Source organism: Glycomyces dulcitolivorans (assembly GCF_003265355.1).
Taxonomy (GTDB): Bacteria; Actinomycetota; Actinomycetes; order Mycobacteriales; family Micromonosporaceae; genus Glycomyces; species Glycomyces dulcitolivorans.
Genome location: NZ_QFRW01000033.1, coordinates 1 through 14750, shown reverse-complemented (window position 1 = coordinate 14750; position 14750 = coordinate 1). Strand labels below are relative to the sequence as shown.

The following is a 14750-nucleotide window of genomic DNA, read 5'->3' as shown; positions in this document are numbered from 1 at the left end:
GCTGCGGGGCTGCGGGGCTGCGGGGCTGCGGGGCTGCGGGGCTGCGGGCGAGTCTAAGCCTCGCCGAACCGACTGGGCCGCGAGCTTCGCGGCCCCGATCTCGGCCGGGCCCGCCTCGGTGATCGCGGCGGAGGGCCAGGCCGCGGCGAGGCGGGCGCGCACGCCGTCGCGGACGGGTGCGCTGCCACGGAGCACGCTGCCCGACAAGACGATCGGAGTGCGCTCGCCCGGCTCACGGACCAGCGCGACCGCGGCGGCGAGGTGCGAGGCGGCCTCGTCGAGGATCGCCGAGGCATGCTCGTCACCCGCCAGCGCGGCCTCGGTCACGAGCGGCGCAAGCCGGTCGAGGCTGCGTGGAGGGCGCCGGTGCACGGCCGAGACAAAGGCGTCCGAGTCGGCGGCTGCCGGGTCAGCGCTGGGGTCGCCGAGCACCTCCTGGTCCGCCGTGGCTGCCTCGGCTCCGGCCGCCGGGCCGTTTCCGGCCTCGGCGTTCGCCCGAACTCCGGAGTCCCCGAGCACCGCTCGAACCACCAGCTCGGTCAGCAGCGTCGCTGGCAACCCGGCCTGAAGTCTCCAGGCCGTGTCGGCTGCCGCCTTCCTGCCGATCCAGAAACCACTCCCCTTGTCGCCGAGGAGCCAGCCGAGGCCGTCTCCCACGCGGGTGATGCGGTCGCCGTCTATCCGGGCCGCCGCTGCGCCCGTCCCCGCGATGAGGACCGTGCCGATCGGTTCACCGGTGCCCGAGGCGAAGGCGACCTGGGCGTCGCCCACCGCGCGGACCGGACAGCGGAGCCCGGCGGCGTCCCAGACTCGCTGGAACGCCGCCGCGGTCTCCGGTTGGTCGTAGCCGCTGACTCCGGCGAGGCCGAGGACCGCGGCGGTGATGCGGGCGGGGTCGGTACCGGCCAGGGCGCCGTGCAGGGCGCGGGCGACCTCTGCGGCGGCGAGGGCGGGCGGGACGGCCAGCGGGTTGCCGCCGCCGGCGTCGCCGCGCCCGAGGATCTCGCCGTCGAGGGTGGTCACGATTGCGCGGGAGGAGGTCCCTCCGACGTCGAGGCCGAGTACCAGCTCGCTCATGGGATCAGCATGCTCCCAGGTCGGTCCATTGCGGCGTCCAGCCCGGCTCCGATCCCTGGGTCCACCAGTTGGCGCGCCACAGGTGCTCGCCGTCGCCGGACTTGGGGCCGCTCGGGTCGCCGTTGGCGCTGCGTTCGTGGACGACGGTGTTGCCTGCGGTGTAGACGGATCCGAAGGCCCAGTCGGTTGCGGTGGCGCAGTCGGCGCCGCCGGTCGGCGGGTCGGTGGGTTCGTCGGTGGTGGGCGGGTCGGTGGGGCATTCGCCGCCGCCGGTGCCGACGGTGTCGGTGTGCTCGACGCCGTCGGCGCGGTAGCCGGCGACGCGGGCGGTCGCCTCGGCGGGGGTGAGGACCTCGCCGGCGGTGTGCATGACGTAGTCGACCTGCTGGTGGTAGACGCTGGTGCCGCCGGCGTGGGCGGCAGTGTCGATGAACCAGAGGTTGAAGTTGATGGACATGGGGGTCTCCGGGTAGTACTTCCCGGAGTGGTCGGCGACGAGCGCGCCGTCCACGTAGTACTTGACGTGCCCGTCGGCGACGGTGAAGACGAGGTCGTGCCAGCCGGCGAAGCTCTGCCGTTGCGAGGTATGGGTGTTGTCGGCGATCCAGGGTTCGGCCTGGTAGGTCTCCCAGGTGGTCTGGTAGAAGATCGGGCCGGTCTCGCCCCAGCCGCCGTTGGGGAGGTACTCGAAGTCGATCTCGCCGTAGTCGGGGTCGAGCGGCGCGTCGAGCGGGGTGATGGTGAAGAAGGTCTCGACGAGGTGGTCGCCGTCGGTGCCGCTGACGGGGGCGTCGGCGAACTTGACGCGGGCGGCGTACGTGCCCTCGAAGAACTTCTGCTGGTGGAGGAATTCGGACTGGCTGGTGCCGCCGCCGGTGCCGTCGGTGGCGGCGCGGAGCTGGAGCGACTTGGCGCCGTCCACTGTGGGGAACGAGACGTTGCTCGCGGGCCAGGAGGCGCCGGGGACGCCGGGTCCGCCGGAGTTGGTGCGGACGGTCCAGCCGCGGGCGGCGATGTCGGGGTCGGACGGCGAGTCGTAGGCGAAGTCGTCGAAGAGGACGCCGTCGCAGGCGGCGGGTTCGGCGGCGTCGGCGGTGCGGTCGGCGGTGGTCGCGGTGACCGTCGCGGCGGCGGCGACGGCGAAGACCGCCGCCGCGACGCCGGTGAGGCGGCGCTTTCGGGTGGTTGACATGTTGAGCTCCCTCTCTGGTTGAACTCGGCTGTGTCGCACTGGGATCGGACGGGTCAGCGGACCGCGCCGGCGGTGAGGCCGGAGCGGATCTGCCGTTGGAACAGGATGTAGGCCAGCAGGACCGGGAGGATCGCGATGATGAGTCCGGCGAAGAGCCCGGAGAAGTCGCTCCGGTAGCCCTGGCTGACGGCGAGGGCGGCGAGGCCCTGGGCGAGGACATAGCGGTCGGGGTCGGGGTTGAGGACGAGGGGCAGCAGGTACTGGTTCCACAGGCCGAGGAAGTTGAAGATGCCGACGCTGACCATGCCGGGGCGGGCCATGGGGAGCATGACGCGGAAGAAGACGCCGGTGTGGGAGCAGCCGTCGATGAACGCGGCTTCGGCTGTGGCCGTGGGGAGTCCGCGGAAGAAGGCGTGGAGGAAGAACACGGTGAAGGGCAGGGCGTAGGCGGCGTACACGAGGATCAGCCCGTGGTAGGTGCCGAGGAGGCCGAGCTGGTCGACGACGAAGAACAGCGGGACGAGGGCGAGGAAGACGGGGAAGAGCATCCCGGCGACGAGGACGTGGTAGACGAGGCGGTTGCCGGGGAAGTCGTAGCGGGCCAGGCAGTAGGCGGTGAGGGCGCCCAGGAGCATGACGAGGGCGAGCGCGCCGCCGACGACGATGAGGGTGTTGAGCAGATAGCGGCCGATGTTCGCCTCCTGCCAGGCGCGGGCCCAGTTGTCCCACTGGGGTGCGGCGGGCAGGGACCAGGGGCTGGCGAAGATCTCGGCGTCGGTCTTGAGGGAGGAGAGGACGGCCCAGGCGAGCGGGAGGGTGACGAGGACGGCCCAGACGATGAGCACGAGGTGGAGCGCGCCGTCGGCGATGCGCGCTTTCGAGAGGTTCGGTTTCACGCGAGTTCCACCCGCTCTCTCTTGGTGGCGCGCAGGGCGAGCGCGGTGAGGGTCAGGGTGATGAAGAAGAGGGTGACGCCCATGGCGGAGGCGTATCCGAACTCGCCGTAGGTGAAGGCGGAGCGGTAGAGGGTGAGGCCGATGACCTCGGTGGCGTTGTCGGGCCCGCCGGGGCCGACGGTCATGATCTGGACGAGCGCGAACCCGTCGAGGGCGAGGATGCCGAGGTAGACGTAGGCGACCTGGACGCTGTCCCACACCAGCGGGAGGGTGATGCGGCGGAACACGGTGAACCGCCCCGCGCCGTCGAGGGTGGCGGCCTCGACGATGTCGGTCGGGACGGATTCCATTGCGGCGGTGAAGAGGACGACGTAGAAGCCGACGGCGGACCAGATCATGACGGCGGTGACGGCGGGCAGTGCGGTGGCGGGGTCGGCGAGCCAGGACCGCTGGAGCCCGTCGAGGCCGACCGCGCCGAGGAGGCCGTCGAGGAGTCCGCCTGGGGTGTAGACGAACTGGAAGAGGACGCCGAGGATCGCCACGGACAGCAGCTGCGGGAAGAAGTAGAGGATCCGATAGAGCCCGGAGCCGTGGACGCCGCGCCCGCGCCGCCGCGTCCCGCCGCCGAGGGTGAGGCAGGCGGCGAAGAACAGGGCGAGCGCGATCGTGGCGGTCGGGACGACGATGAGCATGAATCCGTTGTTGCGCAGGGCCGCAAGGAACAGCGGGTCGCTCCAGAGGTCGGCGAAGTTCGCGAGGCCGACGAGGCCGGCTTCGGCGGACAGGCCGTCCCAGTCGGTCAGGGCGAGGTAGAACGCCTGGGCGTAGGGCGAGACGACGAAGACGCCGTAGAGGAGCAGGGGCGGCGCGAGCGCCCCGATCAGGAACCGGTACTTGCCGTGTCGCATGGCTCGGCCTCCCCTGCGGTGCTCAGCGCTCGTACTTGGCGATGGAGTCGTCGGCTGCGACGGCGTCGGCGGCGGCCTGGATGCGGTCGGCCCACTGCTCGGGGTCGGCGCGCCCGGCGAGGAGTTCGCCGGTGGCGGTGTCCACTTCGACCGCGAGTTCGGGGTACCAGGTGCGGTACTTGTAGCCGAAGACGTTCTCCCCGGCGGTTTCGAGGGCGGCGGCGACGGAGGCGAGGCCGGAGGTGAGGTCGAGGCCGTCGGTGGCGCCCTTCACGACCGGCATGGCCTTGGCGGACTCGGCGAAGCCGCGGGCGACCTCGCCGGAGAACAGGCAGCGGAGGTAGTCGAGGCCGCCGCGGGGGTTCAGGGCCTGGGCGGGGACGAGGAACGACTCGCTGCTGGCGCCTTGGACGGCGCCGTACGGGAGGGCGTCGGCGGCGCTGAGGGCGGGTACGGGGGCCATGGCCATGTCGAAGCCCTCGGGGGTGACGCCCTGCTGCTCGCCCTCGATCCAGGACCCGCACGGGATGAACGCGGCTTCGCCGCTGCACCAGGCGTTCTGGGCCTCGGTGTGGGAGAGCCCCTCGGAGCCGGCGAGAATGTGGCCGCCGGTGACGAGGCGGTGGATCGCGTCGGCGGCGGCGAGGACGCCGTCCTGCTTCCAGGCGTCGGGTTCGAGGTTGTCGACGGCGTAGACGAGGTCGAGGCCGCCCGCCTTGGCGGCGAGGGACTGGAGCGGGTCCATCATGTACTCGGGGTACTTGCCCTGCCAGGTCCACGGAGCGATTCCGGCGCCCTTGATCTCCTCGCACAGGGCGAGCATGTCGTCCCAGGTGGCGGGCGCGGTCCAGCCGTGCTGATCGAAGAGGCTGCGGGAGTACCAGATTCCCCAGACCACATAGGAGTAGTTGAGGAAATAGGCGGTGCCGTCGAGGGTGCCGTCCTCCACCACCCCGGGGAGCAGCAGGTCGCGGACCTTGACGGCGGGGTCGTCGAGGCTGGGGGCGTCGAGGAGGTCGGCGAGGTCGGTGAGCTGGCCCGCGGCGGCGAGCGCGGCGATGTCGAGGCGTCCGGCACCGGTGTTGTCGACGACGTCCGGCGGTTCGCCGGACACGAAGCGCGGCTGGAGGACTTCGCCGACCTTTTGCAGCCCTTCGTGGGTGACGGCGGCGTCGGGGTGGCGCTGCTCGTAGAGGGTGACGGCGTGCTGCGTGTACTCCTGGCCGTAGCCGCCGTCGAACATGACGACTTCGAGGTCGGCGCCGTCGGGGACGCCGAGCGGGTTGTCCTCGGTGACGGCGCCGGTGGCCTGCTCGGCGGGGTCGTCGTTGCCGGCGGTGACGCAGCCGGACAGGACGGCCGCAGTACCCGCCATTGTGGATACTCGAAAAAGGGTACGGCGGGAGGACTGGACGTTCATGAGGGGCCTTTCGTCAGGTCAGAGGAGGTCAGGCGGAGCGGCGGATGCGCCCGGCGTACCGGGCTTCGAGGGCGAGGTTGTGGTCGTCGCCGCCGGGGATGTTGGCGGACAGGTAGACCGGGGGCGTGTGCCCGGCGTCGATGAGGCGCTGCACGGCCTCGCCGACGACCATCTGGGCGAGGACGGCCGAGGTCACGGAGGAGACGGCCCCGACCGCGCCGCCGCCGGGCAGCGGCATCGCGGCGTCGCCGTAGGGGGCGCCGTTGTCGAGCACCACGTCGGCGATCTCGCTCAGGCGCCGGCCCGAGGGGTGGCGGGAGGCGGTCTTCGCGCTGTGCTCGGCGGAGGTGAAGGCGATGAGGGGGTGGCCCTTCTCCTTGACCAGCAGGGCGAACTCGACGACCACGCCGTTGATGCCGGAGTTCGAGGCGATGGCGAACACGTCGGCGGGCTCGGTCGGCACGGTCACCAGCAGCTGCCTGGCGATGTCGGGGTTGCGTTCCAGGAACGGGTCGTCGAGGACCGCCCGCTCGTGTCCACCTTGGAGGACGAGGTCGCGCAGGGCGATCTTGTTGGAGGGCACGAAGCCCCCGGCGCGCCCGGCCAGTTCCATGGCGAGGGCCTCGGAGTGCCCGGACCCGAACGCCTGGAGAACCCCGCCTGCGGCAATGGAGTCGGCGATGAGCCGCGCGGCCTCGCTGACGGCGTCGGCCTGCGCCTCCCCCACCCGGCGGATCGTCTCGGTGACGAGGTCGAGGTAGGCCCGGCCGGTGATGCGGGCGGTCTGGTCGGTCACTGGTCCTCCTGGGATCGGTTGCGGCGGTTGCGGACCGGCTCGTCGGCGAACCGGTGGGCCCGGACGGCCCTGGCGGTGACCTCGAACGCCTCGGTGGTGCGCTCGTAGGTCCGCTGCGCGACGGCGACGTAGATGAGGTCGAGGACCAGCAGCTGGGAGTGCAGCGCCGACAGCGCGGCCAGGCGGAACGTCGTCTCATGGACGGCGGTCGTGAGCACCACGTCGGCGGCCTGCGCCATCGGCGAGCGCTCGAACGAGGTCACGGCCACCGTCAGCGCACCCTGCTCCCTCGCCTCGGCCAAGACCTCGACGACCTCGCGGGTCCTGCCGCTGTGCGACAGGCCGATCGCGACGTCCCCGGGCCGCAGCAGCGCCGCATTGGTGAGCGCGGTATGGGTGTCGGGCCGGAACCAGCACGGGATCCTGATGCGCTCCAAGCGAAACGCCAGCTCCCTGGCGGCCGTCCCGGAACTCCCGAGCCCCACGAGCTCGACCCGCCCGGCCTCGGCGACCGCCGCGGCGACCCGCTCGATCCGGTCGAGGTCCACCCGCGACGCGGTCTCCTGGATCGCGCGCGAGTCGGCGCTGGCGACGATCCCGAGCACGCGGTCCAGCGGGTCCCCCGGCTCGATCTCGCGGTCGATGTCGGTCTCCCACCGCGCCTGCTCGGCCCGCCCGCCCTCGGCGGCCAGGGCCACCCGCAGCGCCGCGTAACCCGAGAAGCCGAGCACCCGGCAGAACCGGGTCACCGTCGCCGTCGAGGTCCCCGCCCGCTCGGCGAGGTCCGCGATCGACGCCCGCGTCGCCGCGTCCGGGTCCTCCAGGATCTGCGTCGCGACCTTCTGCAGCGCATCGGGAAGCGTCCCGAGCTCGGTCCGCAGCCGCCCGACCACCCCCTGGTTCCGCGTCACGGTCAATGGAACTTCCTTTCATCAAAGTTTCCTTATGAAGAAAATTACGATGATCACCCGCCCAAGTCAACGCTTCAGAAGAATAAATTTCATCGACCGATCGCGAAGAGGGCGCCCGGGCCGGAGCCCGGGCGCCCTGCGGGTGGCCGGAGGGTCAGGACTGCTCGGCGGGCTCCCGCTCGGCCGGTTCGCGGTCGCCGATGGGCCAGAGGGTGAAGAAGTCGGCGTGGAAGGCGAGGAGGGGGAAGGTGACGGCGAGGAGGGCGGAGGCGAGCCAGACCTCCAGGTCGTAGGTGGGGGCGCCGGAGGGGAGGTCGGCGGTGAGGACCGGAGCGAGGAGGCGGTAGACGAGGGAGAGGACGAGGCCGATCACGATGGCGCCCACAGTGGCGAGGACGCCCTTGAGGGGCTGCTTGAACGAGGCGAAGAGGGAGCCCTCGAAGGTGTTCAGCATCAGGATTGAGCCGAAGATGAACGGGATCGGGACGGTGACGAGGTAGACCGGGGCGTCCTGGCCGAAGGCGCCGGTGCCGAGGAGGTAGACGACCGCGGTGAGCGCGAAGACGGCGACCGTCCAGACCGCGCCGAGGACGGGCTGCTTCATGAGCTTCTCGAAGCGGGTGAGCGGCCACAGGTCGAAGTGGAGCGTCAGGAACATGACGGCCACGGTGGTGACGAGGAAGGCGACGGCGCTCCAGCCGTTGAAGAGGCCGCCGGGGTCCTGGTCGGCGTGGTAGAGCGGGCTGCCCTCCAGGAACGCGAAGTCGAAGCACACCACGAAGACCGCGATGGCGAGGACGTAGGCGGCGACGAGGAGGGCGGTCCCGCCGACGAGCTTGTTCTTGATCTTGGTGAAGGGCCAGCCCTGCCAGATGATGGTGAGCCAGAAAGTGACCACGACCGAGACGATGATGGCCTGCACCAGGGGCGGCGTCGGCGGGGTGGTGCCGGCGCCGATCGTGACGACGTAGACGAGGGCGACGACGACGGCCGCGACCAGCGCCAGGAGGAGGAAGAGGAGGCCGCGGAGGGGCTGGCGCCGGGAGGCGATGAAGGCGGGTTGCCCTGCGTGCCAGAAGACCCCGATGACGAGGGCCGCGGGGATCGCGCACATGAGGTAGTACGAGACCCAACCGGCGAAGGTCGGGAAGTCGAACAGGGAGATGAGGACGAGGGCGACGACCATGACGAAAAGCGCGGCGGCGATTCCGCGCACGGGCTGCTTGAGAGTCGGCATGAGCCGGCTCCTTTCTTGAATTCGGGCGATCCGGGGAGGGGGACCCCGCTCGGCCTGCACCAGAGGCGGGATCGACGTCAATCACATCCACATATTTCTATGTGTCTGTCATCACATTGCTCCGGTCGAACGGTGATTGTCAAGGCCCCCAGGGAGTGCCGATCAGGCCCGAAGGCCGATGTGCGCATTGCGAACACGATTTGTCTATGCTGGACACACCCGCGCGAGACAGGAGCCCGCCATGCGCGCAGTCATCCAGGACCGGTACGGCAGCCCCGACATCGTCGTCCTCGGCGAGATCCCCGAGCCCGTGCCGGCGGCGGGCGAGGTGCTCATCAAGGTCAGGGCCGCCTCGCTCAACGGCTCCGACCGCGAGAACCTCGCCGGAAGCCCCTTCTACGCCCGGCTCGGCGGGCTGCGGCGCCCTCGCAGGCCGGTGCCGGGGTCCGACGTGGCGGGCGTCGTCGAGGCCGTCGGTGACGGCGTGGCCGAGTACGGGCCCGGCGACGAGGTGTTCGGGGAGCTCCTGGGCTACCGGGGCGCGCTCGCCGAGTACGTCGCGACGCCGCCGAAACTGCTGGCGCGCAAGCCCCCGAGCCTGTCCTTCGTGGACGCGGCGGCGATCCCGCAGGCCGGGTGCATCGCCTACCGCGCCACGCAGGGCGTGCAGGAGGGCGACGCGGTCCTGGTCAACGGCGCGGGCGGCGCCGGGGGCGCGCTCGTCGTCGCCCTCGCCAAGCGCCTCGGCGCCGAGGTCACGGCCGTCGACCGCGCCGACAAGGCCGACTACCTGCGCCAGATCGGCGCCGACGAGGCGATCGGGTACGAGGACGAGGACTGGGCCGACCGCCGCGGCAGCTACGACCGCGTGATCGACCTGGTCGGGCACCGCTCCCCGTACCGCGTCCAGCGGGCGCTGAAGCCCGGGGGCGCGTACCTCATGGTCGGCGGGCACGCGCGCATCCTGCTCGCGGTGCTCATCGCCGGGCCGACCGCCGGGTGGCGGGCGAAGAAGCGGGTCCGGGTGCTGGCGGTGCCGCAGTCGCGCGCCGATCTGGAGGCGGTGACCGCGCTGGTCGTCGCGGGGGCGGTCGCGCCCGTCATCGACCGGGTGTTCCCGCTGGCGGAGGCGCCCGCGGCCTTCGCGCGCCTCGCGTCCGGCGACAATCGCGGGAAGGTCGTCATCGAGGTCCCGTGACCCCGATAGGCTGGGGCCGAGGCGCTGAATCCGTGCGCGGCAAGGAGTGGCAATGGCGGGCGACCGGATCGCGATCGTGTGGAACCCGGCGAAGACGGCGCGGGAGGACCTGGGGAAGGCGCTGCCCGCCACCGACGCCGTGCTGTCGTGGCACGAGACGAGCCCCGAGGACCCCGGCCGCGGCGCCGCCGACGAGGCGATCCAGGCCGGCGCCGACGCGATCGTGGCGGCCGGCGGGGACGGGACCGTCCGGGCGGTCGCGGAACGCCTGGCGCGCAGCGACACCCGGGCCGAACTCGGGGTCGTCCCTCTCGGCACCGGCAACCTCCTCGCCCGCAACCTCGGCATCCCCCTGAACAACCTCGCGAAGGCGTTCGAGCGGGCCTTCGACGGCGACGCCAAACCGCTGGACCTCGGCTGGGTCGAGGCCGAGATCGACGGCGACACGGTGCGCAGCGCCTTCGTCGTCATGGCGGGCTTCGGGATCGACGCGCACATGATCGCCGAGACCGACGAGGACCTGAAGAGCAAGGTCGGCTGGCTGGCCTATGTGGAGTCCCTCGGGCGGGCGCTGAACGCGACCCAGGTCGTCGACATCGACTTCACCGTCGACGGCGTCGCGATGGAGCGCACCGCCGGGCACACCCTCCTGGTCGGCAACTGCGGGACCCTCCAGGGCGGCGTCCGCCTGCTCCCCGACGCCGACCCCGCGGACGGCGAGCTCGACCTGCTGCTGCTCAGCGCCGAAGGCATCGGCCAGTGGGTCGACACGCTCCGGTCCTTCGTGTGGGACAACGGGGTCCGGCGCCTGCTCACCGGCCAGGACCGCGCCGCCAGCGCCGACACCGCCGAGCACGGGCGGGCGCGGAGGCTCACGGTGGCGCTGTCGCGTCCGGCGGTGCTGGAGATCGACGGCGACGACCTCGGCGAGACGGCGTCGTTCGCGGTCGAGGTGCAGGAGCACGCGATCCGGGTGCGGTAGCGGTTCGCTAGCGGTTCGGCGCGGCCACCGAGGCGCGGGAGACGAACTCGGTGGGCAGGTTGGTCTCGGCGCCGCTCGCGTCGCCGTCCTCGATGGCGCCCAGGAGCTTCGCGACGGCGCGCTCGCCCATGTCGCCCCAGGAGCAGCGGACGGTGGAGAGGGCCGGGGCCGAGAGGTCGGCGCCGAAGATGTCGTCGAAGCCGATGATGCTGAGGTCGCGCGGGACGGCGACGCCGTGCTCCAGGCAGGCGCCGAGCAGGCCGAGCGCGACGAGGTCGTTGTAGGCGAGGACGGCCGTGACGTCGGCGGCGAGGACCGCGTTGAAGGCGTCCCGGCCGCCGTCGCGGGTCGGCGCGGAGGACTGGATCTCCACGATGGACATGCCGCGGTCGACGGCGAGGTCGTGCGCGGTCATCCAGCGCATCCCGTTCATCCAGGAGGCCTCGGGGCCGGCGAGGTAGGCGATGCGGCGGTGGCCGAGGCCGTGGAGGAGGTCGAGGGCCTCGGTCATGCCCGGCTGGATGTCCGGGGCGACGGAGGGGACGCCGGGGACGGGGCGGTTGACGGCGACGAGCGGCTTGGCGGCGGCGAGCTCCTGGATCTGGGCGTCCTCCAGGCGGGAGGCGACCAGGAGGAGGCCGTCGACGGCGATCTGGAGGCGCTCGGCGGTGGAGCGTTCGAGTTCGGCGGACTCCTGGGAGTCGGCGAAGACGAGCATGGTGTCGTGCTCGCGCGCGATGCGCTCGGCGCCGCGGACCAGGTCGAAGTAGACGGGGTTGGTGAGGTCGGAGACGAGGAGGCCGAGCGTCCCGGTCTTGCCGGTGGGGAGAGCGCGCGCCATCGGGTTGGTGCGGTAGCCCAGGTCGGCGGCGGCTTCGCGGATGCGCTGCTCGGTGCTGGCGCTCACGCGGCCGGGCTGGTTGAGGGCCCGGGAGACCGTGGACGGGTTGACGCCCGTGATCCGGGCGATGTCGTAGATGGTCGCGGGAACCTTGCCCTTCGGCGCCGGACGGCCTTTGTCACCCACGCCTCCCCCTTCGGATCGTCGATCGCCTCGCATGGGTGTGGATCACCGTCCGGGCGAATCGATCATAAGAGTTTGTTTCAAGTTCGCCGCACCTCGGGTCTCCTGCGCACCACCGCGCGGTCCTGTTCACGATACTCAGTTGCGGGGTCCGCCGGGACCGCCGAGACTGTGCGCATGCAGTTCACCGACCTCGACGCCGAGCTCGACCGGCTCGAAGCCGACCGCGACTTCTCCGGTTCGGTCCTCATCACGCAGGCAGGCCGCACGGTCTACGAGTCGTGCCGCGGCCTCGCCGACCGCGCCTGGGGCGCCCCGATCGGCCTCGGCACGCGGTTCGCGCTCGGCTCGGTCACGAAGAGCTTCACCGCCGTCGCGATCCTGGACCTGGTCGGCGAGGGCCGTCTGGGGCTGGACACGGCGGTCGCGTCGGTCCTGCCGCCCGAGCGGCGGCCGAGCACGCTCCGGGACGACGTGACGGTCCGGCACCTGCTGACGCACACCTCGGGGATCGCCGACTACTTCGAGGAGGAGACGGCGACCGACGACTGGGTCGAGGAGTTCGCGGCCCTGTGGCGCGACCGGCCGGTGTACCGGGTGGTCACGCCGGTCGACTACCTGCCGCTGTTCGCCGAGCTCCCGCCGTACCGGGCGCCGGGCGGGCGGTTCCAGTACTCCAACGCCGGGTTCATCCTGCTGGGCCTGGTCGTCGAGGAGGTCGCGGGCACCGACTACTTCACCGCGATCGACGAGCGGGTCTTCTCCCCCGCCGGCATGGACGCGAGCGGGTTCTTCCGCACCGACGAGGTCCGGCCCGACGTGGCGACCGGCTACCTGCCGCCGACCGCGCCGGGGCGGCCGTGGCGCACCAACGTGTTCTCCACGCCCGCGAACGGCGCGCCCGACGGCGGCGCGTTCTCCTCGGCGCCCGACCTCGACCGATTCCTGACCGCTTACGCCGCTGGGGAACTGGTGAAGCCGGACCTGCTGGAGCAGGCGCTGAGCCCGCACATCCACATCGGGAAGATCACCTCGATGGGCCTGGGCGTCTACCTGTTCGGCGACGACGACAAGCGCGCCTTCGGCGCCGACGGCGGCGACCCCGGCGCGGAGGCGCTCATCCGCCGCTACCCCGTGCTCGACGTGAACACCGTGGTCCTCAGCAACGTCAACGGCCCGACCTGGGCCGTCGACGAGGCCGTCCGGGCGGTCGTCAAGGCCTAGCCGCGGCCGTTGTGCGGCGGTTGTGCACGGCGTGTTCCGCGACGGTGCCGTCACCGTGCGCGACGACGCGACCATCGAAGGGCAAGGCTCCACAGGCTCCACACCCAAGGAGGAACGCCAGTGAAACCCTTCGCCAGAAGGTTCGCGGGACTCGCCGCGAGCGCCATGCTCGCCGTCGCCGCCGTCGGCTTCACGGCCGGCCAGGCAAGTGCCGAACCGGACCGGTCGACGGCCGACGTCGGCGTCCAGACCAGTTGCAGCCACGCCTGGTCCGTCAAGGACGGCAGCACCGGCTGGACGCTCGGCAACGGCGTCAACATCCGCACCGGGCCGCACAACTCCAGCCCGACCTGCACGATCGTGGGCCAGGCCCAGAACGCGCACGACCTGCGGTACGACTGCTGGGACTACGGGACCGGCGGCACGTGGTCGCACATCTACGACTACAACACCGGCGTCTCCGGCTGGATCAAGGACAGCCTCCTGTTCGACAACGGGGCGCTCTACCGGTGCTGATCCCGCGCTGACGCGCTGCTCAACGGCGCCCGGGCCTCGTCGAGGCCCGGGCGCCTCGCCGTTCAGAAAGCGGGGAAGCGGCTGTCGGCGAACGGCTCCTCATCGCGCAATATGGACACATGCAGGCGCTGGAGGACCTGTCCGGGCTCGATGCCGAGTTCCTCGTTCAGTCGCAGCCGGTGGATCTCGTACGCCTTCAGCGCCTCGGCGGCCCGGCCGCTCAGTTGCAGGGCGGACATGTACAGGTAGAGCAATTGCTGCCGGTACGGTTTCGCGGCGACGAGTTCCGACAGTTCGCCGATGATCACGTCGGAGCGGCCCAGTCGCAATTGCCAGGCCGCGCGCGATTCGATCGCGGCGTACCGCGATTCCTCAAGCCGGTGCGAGGACGCTTCGAAGACCTTTCCGGTGAGCCCCATCAGCGCCGGCCCGGTCCAGACCGCGAGTGCATCGTCCATGGCCCGCACGGCTTCGGGGAGCCGTCCCGCATGGGCGTGCGATCTCGCCCGATCCGACCGGCGCGCGAATTCGCAGCTGTCGCAGTGCGCTTCACTGGAGGGAATCCGGTAGCCTTGCGCCACAGTCTGAATGGGATCGTGCCCGTGTCCCTTGAGCACTCTGCGGAGCGAGGCGACGCGGTTCCTGACCTGCCTGCGGGCGGTCGACGGCGGCGCGTCGTCCCACAGCGCCTCCACGATGCGCTCGATCGAGACCGCGGCTCCGTCGCCGAGCAGGAGCAGCGCCAAGAGCTTGGGGTGGGTCATTCCGCGCAGTTCCACGGTTCGACCCTGATGACGCGCCTCAAAGGGACCTAGCAACCGAAACTCCACCCATGCTCCCAGTGCGGTTCGGATTGGAAATTCCTGGCTCTGGGTTCGAATTCTAAGCGAATCGGAAGATCATTTCCGTCCCCGATTGCACGTAATTGATTGCATTGGTGTGCAACCGTTCCGGAGCGGTGCCAATGGGTCGCGAGAGGCATTCGGGGACGCGGTCCCTAGCGGACGAGGGTGCGGATGGCGGCCGCGGCGGCGCCGCGGGCCCAGTCCTCGAACGTGTGGGGGCGCACGGCGATCCGGCAGCGGCCGGCGGCGCCGAAGGCGTGCTCGTGGAAGGCCGCGTGGAGCGGCTCGTCAAACAGGTCGAAGTCGGCGACGCCCTCGCCGCCGATGATGACGAGCTCGGGACCGGCCAGGTTGACCAGGCTCGCTATCGCGGTGCCGATGACCGAGGCGGCCTCGGCGAACACGGCCGCGGCGGCACTGTCGCCGCCGTGGGCGAGGCGCGCGGCCTCCTCGATGCCGACGGGGCGGCCGTGGGCGAGCGAGACGGCGTCGGCGATGGCGGCCGAGGCCGCGACGGCCTCGAC

The 14750-nt window shown here is 71.5% G+C and carries 15 protein-coding genes; 4 read left to right on the top strand and 11 right to left on the bottom strand.

All coding sequences use genetic code 11. From position 1 onward, the window contains the following. The 8 genes from DI269_RS01460 to DI269_RS01425 form a co-directional block, all read right to left on the bottom strand. Positions 1–1077: N-acetylglucosamine kinase (locus DI269_RS01460; protein ID WP_112133380.1), on the bottom strand; the 1077-nt coding region annotated here is incomplete at its 3' end. A gap of 4 nt (positions 1078–1081) precedes the next feature. Beyond that, positions 1082–2269, bottom strand: coding sequence for a family 16 glycosylhydrolase (locus DI269_RS01455; RefSeq protein WP_112133373.1), 1188 nt, complete (start codon positions 2267–2269; stop codon positions 1082–1084). 53 nt (positions 2270–2322) lie between these two features. Continuing rightward, positions 2323–3165, bottom strand: a complete 843-nt coding sequence (locus tag DI269_RS01450; protein ID WP_112133372.1) for a carbohydrate ABC transporter permease — start codon at positions 3163–3165, stop codon at positions 2323–2325. Continuing rightward, positions 3162–4073: a carbohydrate ABC transporter permease gene (locus tag DI269_RS01445; RefSeq protein WP_112133371.1), complete on the bottom strand. Its 912-nt coding sequence runs from the start codon at positions 4071–4073 to the stop codon at positions 3162–3164. The genes DI269_RS01450 and DI269_RS01445 overlap by 4 nt, the downstream gene beginning before the upstream one ends. A gap of 22 nt (positions 4074–4095) precedes the next feature. Further along, positions 4096–5448, bottom strand: coding sequence for an N-acetylglucosamine/diacetylchitobiose ABC transporter substrate-binding protein (ngcE, locus tag DI269_RS01440; RefSeq protein WP_198667041.1), 1353 nt, complete (start codon positions 5446–5448; stop codon positions 4096–4098). A gap of 73 nt (positions 5449–5521) precedes the next feature. Continuing rightward, a complete protein-coding gene (locus DI269_RS01435; RefSeq protein WP_232822569.1) occupies positions 5522–6289 on the bottom strand; it encodes a sugar isomerase domain-containing protein in 768 nt (255 codons plus the stop codon). After that, complete coding sequence (locus DI269_RS01430) at positions 6286–7206, bottom strand: MurR/RpiR family transcriptional regulator (protein WP_198667040.1); 921 nt, start codon at positions 7204–7206, stop codon at positions 6286–6288. The genes DI269_RS01435 and DI269_RS01430 overlap by 4 nt, the downstream gene beginning before the upstream one ends. 148 nt (positions 7207–7354) lie before the next feature. Further along, positions 7355–8437 carry a hypothetical protein gene (locus tag DI269_RS01425; protein ID WP_112133369.1) on the bottom strand — a complete coding sequence of 361 codons (1083 nt, stop codon included), beginning with the start codon at positions 8435–8437 and terminating at the stop codon, positions 7355–7357. Between the two features lie 241 nt (positions 8438–8678). On the opposite strand from DI269_RS01425, the gene DI269_RS01420 reads away from it, so the two are divergent. After that, complete coding sequence (locus DI269_RS01420) at positions 8679–9635, top strand: NAD(P)-dependent alcohol dehydrogenase (protein ID WP_198667039.1); 957 nt, start codon at positions 8679–8681, stop codon at positions 9633–9635. 52 nt (positions 9636–9687) lie between these two features. After that, on the top strand, positions 9688–10617 hold the full coding sequence (locus DI269_RS01415; protein ID WP_112133367.1) for a diacylglycerol/lipid kinase family protein: 930 nt from the start codon (positions 9688–9690) through the stop codon (positions 10615–10617). A 7-nt stretch (positions 10618–10624) separates the two neighbouring features. On the opposite strand, the gene DI269_RS01410 is transcribed toward DI269_RS01415, so the two are convergent. Beyond that, the gene (locus DI269_RS01410) at positions 10625–11644 is read right to left on the bottom strand and encodes a LacI family DNA-binding transcriptional regulator (protein WP_198667038.1); all 1020 of its coding nucleotides are present in this window, start codon (positions 11642–11644) and stop codon (positions 10625–10627) included. 174 nt (positions 11645–11818) lie between these two features. Between DI269_RS01410 and DI269_RS01405 the strand changes: the two genes are divergently transcribed. After that, the gene (locus tag DI269_RS01405) at positions 11819–12865 is read left to right on the top strand and encodes a serine hydrolase domain-containing protein (protein ID WP_112133365.1); all 1047 of its coding nucleotides are present in this window, start codon (positions 11819–11821) and stop codon (positions 12863–12865) included. A gap of 120 nt (positions 12866–12985) precedes the next feature. Next, positions 12986–13381 (top strand): SH3 domain-containing protein, encoded by a 396-nt coding sequence (locus tag DI269_RS01400; RefSeq protein ID WP_112133364.1) that lies wholly within the window; start codon positions 12986–12988, stop codon positions 13379–13381. Between the two features lie 62 nt (positions 13382–13443). On the opposite strand, the gene DI269_RS01395 is transcribed toward DI269_RS01400, so the two are convergent. Both DI269_RS01395 and DI269_RS01390 read right to left on the bottom strand, forming a co-directional pair. After that, positions 13444–14160 (bottom strand): AfsR/SARP family transcriptional regulator, encoded by a 717-nt coding sequence (locus tag DI269_RS01395; RefSeq protein ID WP_157974688.1) that lies wholly within the window; start codon positions 14158–14160, stop codon positions 13444–13446. A 218-nt stretch (positions 14161–14378) separates the two neighbouring features. Continuing rightward, on the bottom strand, positions 14379–14750 hold a 372-nt coding region (locus tag DI269_RS01390), incomplete at its 5' end, for an ROK family protein (protein WP_157974687.1).

What these genes read in the sequence shown, in the direction of transcription:
- DI269_RS01415 (WP_112133367.1), top strand. Translation starts at nt 9,688, where the DNA reads ATGGCGGGCGACCGGATCGCGATCGTGTGGAACCCGGCGAAGACGGCG.
- DI269_RS01405 (WP_112133365.1), top strand. Translation starts at nt 11,819, where the DNA reads ATGCAGTTCACCGACCTCGACGCCGAGCTCGACCGGCTCGAAGCCGAC.
- ngcE (WP_198667041.1), bottom strand. Translation starts at nt 5,448, where the DNA reads ATGGCGGGTACTGCGGCCGTCCTGTCCGGCTGCGTCACCGCCGGCAAC.
- DI269_RS01420 (WP_198667039.1), top strand. Translation starts at nt 8,679, where the DNA reads ATGCGCGCAGTCATCCAGGACCGGTACGGCAGCCCCGACATCGTCGTC.
- DI269_RS01425 (WP_112133369.1), bottom strand. Translation starts at nt 8,437, where the DNA reads ATGCCGACTCTCAAGCAGCCCGTGCGCGGAATCGCCGCCGCGCTTTTC.
- DI269_RS01455 (WP_112133373.1), bottom strand. Translation starts at nt 2,269, where the DNA reads ATGTCAACCACCCGAAAGCGCCGCCTCACCGGCGTCGCGGCGGCGGTC.
- DI269_RS01445 (WP_112133371.1), bottom strand. Translation starts at nt 4,073, where the DNA reads ATGCGACACGGCAAGTACCGGTTCCTGATCGGGGCGCTCGCGCCGCCC.